The following is a 7,427-nucleotide window of genomic DNA, read 5'->3' as shown; positions in this document are numbered from 1 at the left end:
AAGGCCGCGGCGATCGGCTCGAGCTCGCTGCCCGGCGGCGCGCCGAGCGTGGTGGCCAGCGCGCACGCCTGGCGCACCGCGGTGACCGCGCTCTCCTGATACTGCAGCGCGCGCAGGCTGTGCGCCACCGCCTCGACCAGCGCCGGCGGCAGGCGCATGGCGTTGAGCTTGCGTACGTAGTCGCCGATCGCCGGCGCCAGCGCATCGAGCGTGCTCGCCTGACGCTCGATCCAGGGCTCGTCCGGCGGCACCCGCGTGGCGGCGGTGAGCGCGGTGAGGGCGAAGGACTGCGTGCGGCCCAACTCCAGGCGCAGCGCGCGCAGCGCCAGATCGGGCACCGCCAGCGAGGGCGCGTCGAGATAGCGCGGGCGGGCGATCTCCTCCTCGCGGCTGCGGAAGTGGCTCGCCAGGAATCGGCGCAGGGGGCGTGCCAGCGGCACCATCAGCAGCACCCCGAGCACGTTGAAGGCGGTGTGGAACATTGCCAGCATCACCGCCGGCGTGGCCGGCTGCTCGAACCAGTTGCGCAGCGCGCCGAGCAGGCCGATCAGCAGCGGCAGCAGCGCGATCGCCACCGCGCCGGTCACCAGGTTGAAGATCACGTGGGTGGCCGCGACCCGGCGCGCGTTCGAGGTCGCGCCCAGCGCCGACAGGATCGCCGTCGAGGTCGTGCCGATGTTGGTGCCGATCACCATCGCGCACGCCGCCTCGATCGACATCAGCCCGCCCTGGGCGGCGGTGATGATGATCGCGATCACCGCGCCCGAGGCCTGCATCAGCACCGTCAGCACGGTGCCGATGCCGACCAGGATCAGCCAGCCGGTGAAGCCGGGTGCGATGTGGTCCTGCAGGTTCATGGTCGCGCCGAAACCCGAGAAGGTGTCCTTGAGCGCGTCGATGCCGAGGAAGAGCACGCCGAAGCCGGCCAGCGCCTGGCCGAGCGCGCGCTGGCGCACCGTGCGTCCGGCCAGCATCAGGGTCGCGCCGATGCCGACGAAGGGCAGCGCGAAGGCGTCGATCCGGAAGCTGAAGCCGAGCGCCGCCACCAGCCAGGCGTTGAGCGTGGTGCCGACGTTGGAGCCGAAGATCACCCACATCGCGTTCTGCAGCGACAGCAGCCCGGTGTTGACGAAGCCGATGCTCGCCACCGTGACCGCGGTGGAGGACTGCACCAGCGCGGTCATGGTCATGCCGGCGCCGAGGCCGCGCACCGGCGTGGCGGTGCCGCGCTCGAGCAGGCCCTCGAGCGCGCGGCCGGCGGCGAGCTTGAGGCCCTCGGTGAGCATGTGCATGCCGAGCAGGAACAGGCCGATGCCGCCGAGCAGGCCGGCGACGATCGGATAGATGGCGAGCGGGCTGGTGTCCAGGGCGGGCCTCTCGTGCGGGAAGGGGGCGTCACGACAGCGTAATGCCGGATCGCGCGGGCGGGGAGGGCATTGTTCGCGGCGGGGACCATCGCGCTTTGGACCGGATGGCAAACAATTTCAATTTGTCCTGGACAAATTCTTGACAGCTCTGCGGTGCTCGCCTATCGTGGAATCGTCATCCACGCTTGTCCAGGACACGGCCATGAACGCGAAAATGCTCTCCAGGCGCGCCGGCATGCTCTCCGCCGCTACGGTGCTCGTCTCCTTCGGGATCTCCGCGGCTTCGGCCGCACCGCCCCAGGTCGTCGCGGCGGCAGCCGCCGTCGCTCCTGCCGGGCCCGTCGTGGACAACACGGTCGCGACCCCGGCCCCGGCCTCGATCCAGACCCCGCTCGAACTCCTGCTCTTCGTGCACCGCGCGGATCTTCCGCTGCGCCCCCTCCCCACCAAGCAAAAGGATCATTCATGAACGCCCCGGAAAAATTCTTCCTGCCCGACGTGCAATCCAGCGCCGACCACCGCGCGCTGGCGATCCAGCAGGTCGGCGTGCGCGGCCTGCGCTACCCCATGGCGGTGCGCGATCTCGACGGCGGCGTGCAGCACACCGTCGCCACGCTGGAGATGACGGTCGGCCTGCCCGCCGAGGTGAAGGGCACCCACATGTCGCGCTTCGTCGAGCTGCTCGAGGCCGAGCGCGACGCGCTCGATCTCGACGGTCTGCGCGGCCTGTTCGCCGACATGCTGGTGCGGCTCGAAGCCGAGAGCGGCCGCATCGAGGCGCGCTTTCCCTGGTTCATGAAGAAGGCCGCGCCGGTTTCGGGCGTCGAAAGCCTGCTCGACATCGACGCCCGCGTGGTGGTGGAAAAGACCGCGGGCGGCGAGATCCGTAGCACCCTCGAGGCGGTGGTGCCGGTCACCAGCCTGTGCCCGTGCTCCAAGAAGATCTCCGCCTACGGCGCGCACAACCAGCGCTCGCACATCACCCTGTCGGCCACGCTGCGCGGCGACCTCGGCCTGCGCGAGCTGGTGCGCATGGCCGAGGAAGAAGCCTCGTGCGAAGTCTTCGGCCTGCTCAAGCGCCCGGACGAGAAGTGGGTCACCGAGCGCGCCTACGACAACCCCAAGTTCGTCGAGGACCTCGTGCGCGACATCGCGTTGCGCCTGCGTGCCGATGCGCGCGTGGCCTCGTGGCGGGTGCAGTCGGAGAACTTCGAGTCCATCCACAACCATTCCGCCTACGCCCTCGTCGAGGGCGAGAACGCGCCGGAGTAATCGCCATGAAGATGGGTGAGATCGAGCGCCTGCACGCCACGGGCGAGGCGGGCCGGGGTGCCGAGGGGCGGCGGATCGCCGTGATCGGCGGCGGCATCGCCGGTCTGTCGACCGCCTGGCTGCTCGCGCCGCAGCACAGCGTGACGCTGTTCGAAGCGGGCAGCTACGTCGGCGGTCACACCAACACCATCGACGTGACCGTCGACGGCCTCACCCATCCGGTGGACACCGGCTTCCTGGTCTTCAACCGCCGCACCTACCCCAACCTGTGTGCGCTGTTCGCGCTGCTGCAGGTCGAGGCGGTGGAGACCGAGATGAGCTTCGGCGTCAGCCTGGCCGAACCCGAGCTCGAGTGGGCCGGCACCGACCTTGCCAGCGTGTTCGCCCAGCGCGGCAACCTGGTGCGTCCTGCCTTCCTCGCCATGTTGCGCGACATCCTGCGCTTCAACCGCGAGACCACGCGGATGGCGAGCGAAGGTGGCATGCCGGCCCTGTCGCTCGGCGAGTATCTCGACCTGGAGGACTACTCGCAGGCCTTCCGCGACTGGTACCTGCTGCCCATGGCCGCGGCGATCTGGTCGTGTCCGACGCACACCATGCTCGCCTATCCGCTCGCGACCTTCGTGCAGTTCTGCCACAACCACGGACTGCTGCAGATCCTCGATCGTCCGACCTGGATGACGGTGAAGGGCGGCGGACGCAGCTACGTGCGCCGCATGCTCGCCCGCCTCGACGACGTGCGGGTGAACGCGCCGGTGCAGCGCGTGGTACGCGGCGAGGACGGGGTGTGGGTGCACACCGCGGCCGGGCCGGAACGCTTCGACGAGCTCGTCTTCGCCTGCCACAGCGACCAGGCCCTGGCCATCCTCGGCAGCGAGGCCACGCCGGACGAGCGCCGCATCCTCGGCGCCGTGCGCTACCAGGCCAACGTCGCGTACCTGCACACCGACACCGCGCTCCTGCCACGCCGCCCGAAGGTGTGGTCGGCGTGGAACTACCTCGCCGGCAAGGGCGCGCCCGACGCGCGTCCGGTGTCGGTCAGCTACCTCATCAACCGCCTGCAGCCGCTGCCTTTCCAGACCCCGGTCGTGGTGTCGCTCAACCCCTTCATCGCGCCCGCGGCCGACAAGACCTTCCGTCGCATCGAGTACGCCCACCCGGTGTTCGACCACGGCGCGATCGACGCCCAGGCCGCGCTGCCTTCCATCCAGGGCCGCGAGCGCTGCTGGTTTGCCGGCGCCTGGACCGGCTACGGCTTTCATGAGGACGGCCTCAAGTCGGCGGTGTCGGTGGTCGAGGCGATGGGCGTGGAAGTGCCGTGGCGGCGCGGCCGCGTGCCGGCGGCGAAGCGGGCCGGGACGGCGCTGGAGGCGGCGTGATGCCCGACGCGCTCCAGCCCGCGGTGTGCTTCGGCGCGGTCATGCACGAGCGCCACGTGCAGGCGCACAACCGCTTCGTGTACCCGAGCGCCTTCCTGCGCCTGCCGCTCGGCCGCCTGGACCAAGTGCGCGCTCCGCTGCTCGGCATCGAGCGTGCCAACCTGTTCAGCTTCCGCAGCCGCGACCACGGCGCGCGCGACGGCTCGCCCTTGCTGCCGTGGATCCGCGCCCTCCTGAACGAGCGCGGGCTGGCCGCGGCATGCGACGGCGAGATCGTGCTGCAGACCATGCCGCGCATTCTCGGCTTTGTCTTCAACCCGGTGAGCTTCTGGTTCTGCCACGACCGCGCGGGCGGCCTGCGTGCGGTGCTGGCCGAGGTGAACAACACCTTCGGCGAGCGTCACAACTACCTGCTGCACCACGCCGACCTGCGCCCCATCGGCGCGGGCGATGAGCTGCGCGCCAGCAAGCGCTTCCATGTCTCCCCCTTCTTCCCGGTGCGCGGCGAGTACCGCTTCCGCTTCGAGCAGCGCGGCGCCGTGCATGCGGTGTCGATCGAGCTCTGGGACGGCGGCGAGCGCCAGCTCTCCACCCGCCTGGCGGGCCGCGCCGAGGCCGTCGGTGGGGCCAGCATGGCGAAGTGGCTCGCGCGTCAGCCCTTCATGACCCTGGGCGTCGTCGCCCGCATCCACTGGCAGGCGCTGCGCCTGGCCCTGCGGCGGGTGAGCTTCTTCCGCAAGCCCGCGCCGCCGCTCGAGGAGACCACCTGATGAACGCACTCGACCACGCCCTGCAGCCGCTCGCCGGCCTGCGCCTCGCGCGCCTGCCGCGCGCCACCCGGCTGTGCCTGGAGATGCTCGACCGCCTCGACGGCGGCGCGATCGCGGTGGAACTGCCCGACGGCGTGCGCGTGCGCGCCGGCCACGGTGCGCTCGTCGCCCACCTGCGCGTGCGCGACCACGCCGTGTTCGACGAGGCGCTCGCACGCGGCGACATCGGCTTCGGCGAAGCCTGGATGGACGGCCTGTGGGACACCGAGGACCTCCCCGGCCTGCTGCGCCTGCTCTCGGCCAACCGCACCCGCCTGCAGGGCGCGATCTACGGCCGCATGTTCCGCCTGCTCAGCCACCGCCTGCAGCACCTGCTGCGCGCCAACACGCGCAGCGGCTCGCGGCGCAACATCGAGGCCCACTACGACCTCGGCAACGACTTCTATGCGCTCTGGCTCGACCCCACCATGACCTACTCGGCGGCGGTGTTCGCCTCGCCCGACGAGTCGCTGCAGGACGCCCAGCTGCGCAAGTACCGCCGCATCCTCGGCGAGCTCGGCGCGCGGCCCGGGCAGACCATCCTGGAGGTGGGCTGCGGCTGGGGCGGCTTCGCCGAGGTCGCCGCCACCGAGTTCGGCTGCAAGGTGCTGGGCATCACGCTGTCGCCGGCGCAGCTGGCGTTCGCGCGTGCGCGCGCCGAGCGCGGCGGCTTCGCCGACCGGGTGGATCTGGAGCTGTGCGACTACCGCGACGTGCGCGGCCAGTACGACCATGTGGTGTCGATCGAGATGATCGAGGCGGTGGGCGAGCGCTTCTGGCCGACCTACTTCGCCCAGCTCTCCGCACTGCTGAAGCCGGGCGGGCGCTGCGTGGTGCAGGCGATCACGATCGCCGACGCGCTGTTCGCGCGCTACCGGCGCGGCACCGACTTCATCCAGCGCCACGTCTTCCCCGGCGGCATGCTGCCCAGCCCGGGCGCGGTGGCGCAGCAGGCCGGGCGCGCCGGGCTCGAGGTGGTGGGCGACTTCGCCTTCGGGCGCGACTATGCGCGCACGCTCGCGCACTGGCATCGAAGCTTCGACGCGCAGGCTGCAGCGGTGCGCGCCCAGGGCTTCCCCGAGCGCTTCCTGCGCATGTGGCGTTTCTATCTCGCCTACTGCGAGGCGGGCTTCGACACCGGCGACCTCGACGTGCATCACTACGTGTTCGCGCATGCCGCCGCAGGGTCGCAAGGCGGCTGAATGGTGATGGGCGCGGCGGAGGGAAGCGATCTGTGCCGACCCCCTGGCCGCGCCGTCCCCGCATTTCAGGGCCTGGAGGTGACCCCATGAGCGCCCCGATCCGCTTTCCCGCACGCTCCCCGCGGAGCCTGCGTCGCAGCTTCGAGCGGTTCGCCCGCCTCCCGCGCGCGCTCGGCGCAGTGCTGGCGTGCTGCATGCTGCTGGCGCTGGAGACGGTGCACGCGCTCGGCCTGCCGCCGCAGCTCGTGGCGAGCACGGTCGGGCTGCGCGAGGTCGGCCGCGGCGAGCTGCGCTGGCTCGGCTTCAAGCTCTACGACGCCGCGCTGTGGGCGCGCGCGCCGGGCGAACAGGCCACGGCAGACGAGCACGTGCTGTCGATCCGCTACGCGCGCGCGGTCACGTCCGCGCGTCTGGTCGAGCTCAGCCTCGACGAGATGCGCCGCCTCGGTCTCGCCGACGAGCCGACGCTGGCGCGCTGGGGCGAGGCGCTCGCTGCCGCGCTGCCTTCGGTCGCGGCCGGAGACACGCTGACCGGCCTGCACCGTCCGGGGCAGGGCGCGGCCTTCTGGCACGACGGCCGCGCCACCGCCGAACTCGACGACCCGGCGCTGGCGCAGGCCTTCTTCGCCATCTGGCTCGACGAGCGCACCCGCGAGCCCGCGCTGCGCGCACGCCTGCTCGGGCTCGAGGAGGTCACGAGATGAGCGACCGCGCACGCGCCGCGCCGGATCGCCACCACGGGGGCGGAGCATGTGCCCGCGCGGCCTGCGCGCCTGGCGCCGGGCGTGCTCCGGATGCCGACCGCGTCGAGTGGGGTGCGCTGCTCGCCTACGGCGCCCTCGGCCTGCCGCTCGCCTTCGCGGCGCTGCCGATCTACGTGCATGTGCCGCGCCTGTATGCGGAAGGCCTGGGCCTGTCGCTCGCGCTGGTCGGTGCCGTGCTGCTCGCGGCGCGCGTCGTCGACGCCATCACCGACCCGCTCATCGGCTGGGCCAGCGACCGCCTGCCGCGGCGCCGGCTGTGGATCGCGCTGGCGCTGCCCGCGCTCGGCGCCGGCATGCTCGGCCTGCTGATCCCGCCCGCAGGCGCCGGGGCGGCGTGGCTGTTTGGCCTGCTGGTGGCGGTGTCGCTGGCCTATTCGGTGGCGAGCATCGCCTACAACGCCTGGGGCGCCGAGGTTGCCGCCACGCCGGCCGCGCGCACCCGCTTCGTCGCCAGCCGCGAGGCCTTCGCGCTCGTCGGTGTGGTGCTGGCGGCGGCGCTGCCGGGGCTGCTGGGCGAGGGGGTGATCGGTGGCACGGCTGGCGTCGGCCAGTCGGCGGTCGCCACTGAAGGCGGCGCCGCGGGCGGTGTCGGTGCGTCAGGGGGCGGTGGCGACGGCGGCGCGGCGGGGGGCGC

General features: G+C 72.1%; 8 protein-coding genes. 7 read left to right on the top strand and 1 reads right to left on the bottom strand.

The genetic code is table 11. The features are described from left to right. Positions 1-1,292, bottom strand: a 1,292-nt coding sequence (locus C665_RS17075; RefSeq protein ID WP_245537187.1) for a Na/Pi cotransporter family protein, incomplete at its 3' end; no start/stop codon positions are given. 277 nt (positions 1,293-1,569) lie between these two features. Here C665_RS17075 and C665_RS17070 point away from each other — a divergent pair. From C665_RS17070 to C665_RS17040, 7 genes are all read left to right on the top strand, one after another. After that, positions 1,570-1,836: a hypothetical protein gene (locus C665_RS17070; protein WP_004323826.1), complete on the top strand. Its 267-nt coding sequence runs from the start codon at positions 1,570-1,572 to the stop codon at positions 1,834-1,836. Then, positions 1,833-2,639, top strand: a complete 807-nt coding sequence (folE2, locus tag C665_RS17065) for a GTP cyclohydrolase FolE2 (RefSeq protein WP_004323824.1) — start codon at positions 1,833-1,835, stop codon at positions 2,637-2,639. The genes C665_RS17070 and folE2 overlap by 4 nt, the downstream gene beginning before the upstream one ends. Before the next feature lie 5 nt (positions 2,640-2,644). Continuing rightward, a complete protein-coding gene (locus C665_RS17060) occupies positions 2,645-4,018 on the top strand; it encodes an NAD(P)/FAD-dependent oxidoreductase (RefSeq protein ID WP_004323822.1) in 1,374 nt (457 codons plus the stop codon). Further along, entirely contained in the window at positions 4,018-4,788 is a 771-nt protein-coding gene (locus tag C665_RS17055; RefSeq protein ID WP_012584816.1) for a DUF1365 domain-containing protein, read from the top strand. The genes C665_RS17060 and C665_RS17055 overlap by 1 nt, the downstream gene beginning before the upstream one ends. Beyond that, positions 4,788-6,029, top strand: a complete 1,242-nt coding sequence (locus tag C665_RS17050) for an SAM-dependent methyltransferase (protein ID WP_004323818.1) — start codon at positions 4,788-4,790, stop codon at positions 6,027-6,029. Before C665_RS17055 ends, C665_RS17050 begins: the two co-directional genes overlap by 1 nt. Before the next feature lie 86 nt (positions 6,030-6,115). Then, the gene (locus C665_RS17045) at positions 6,116-6,733 is read left to right on the top strand and encodes a chalcone isomerase family protein (protein WP_004323816.1); all 618 of its coding nucleotides are present in this window, start codon (positions 6,116-6,118) and stop codon (positions 6,731-6,733) included. Beyond that, a partial coding sequence (locus C665_RS17040) for an MFS transporter (RefSeq protein WP_004323814.1) occupies positions 6,730-7,427 on the top strand: 698 nt, incomplete at its 3' end. The genes C665_RS17045 and C665_RS17040, both read left to right, overlap by 4 nt.

This window comes from Thauera aminoaromatica S2 (assembly GCF_000310185.1).
Taxonomy (GTDB): Bacteria; Pseudomonadota; Gammaproteobacteria; order Burkholderiales; family Rhodocyclaceae; genus Thauera; species Thauera aminoaromatica.
Note: the sequence above shows the minus strand (reverse complement) of the source record. Positions and strands in the feature narration are given on the sequence as shown.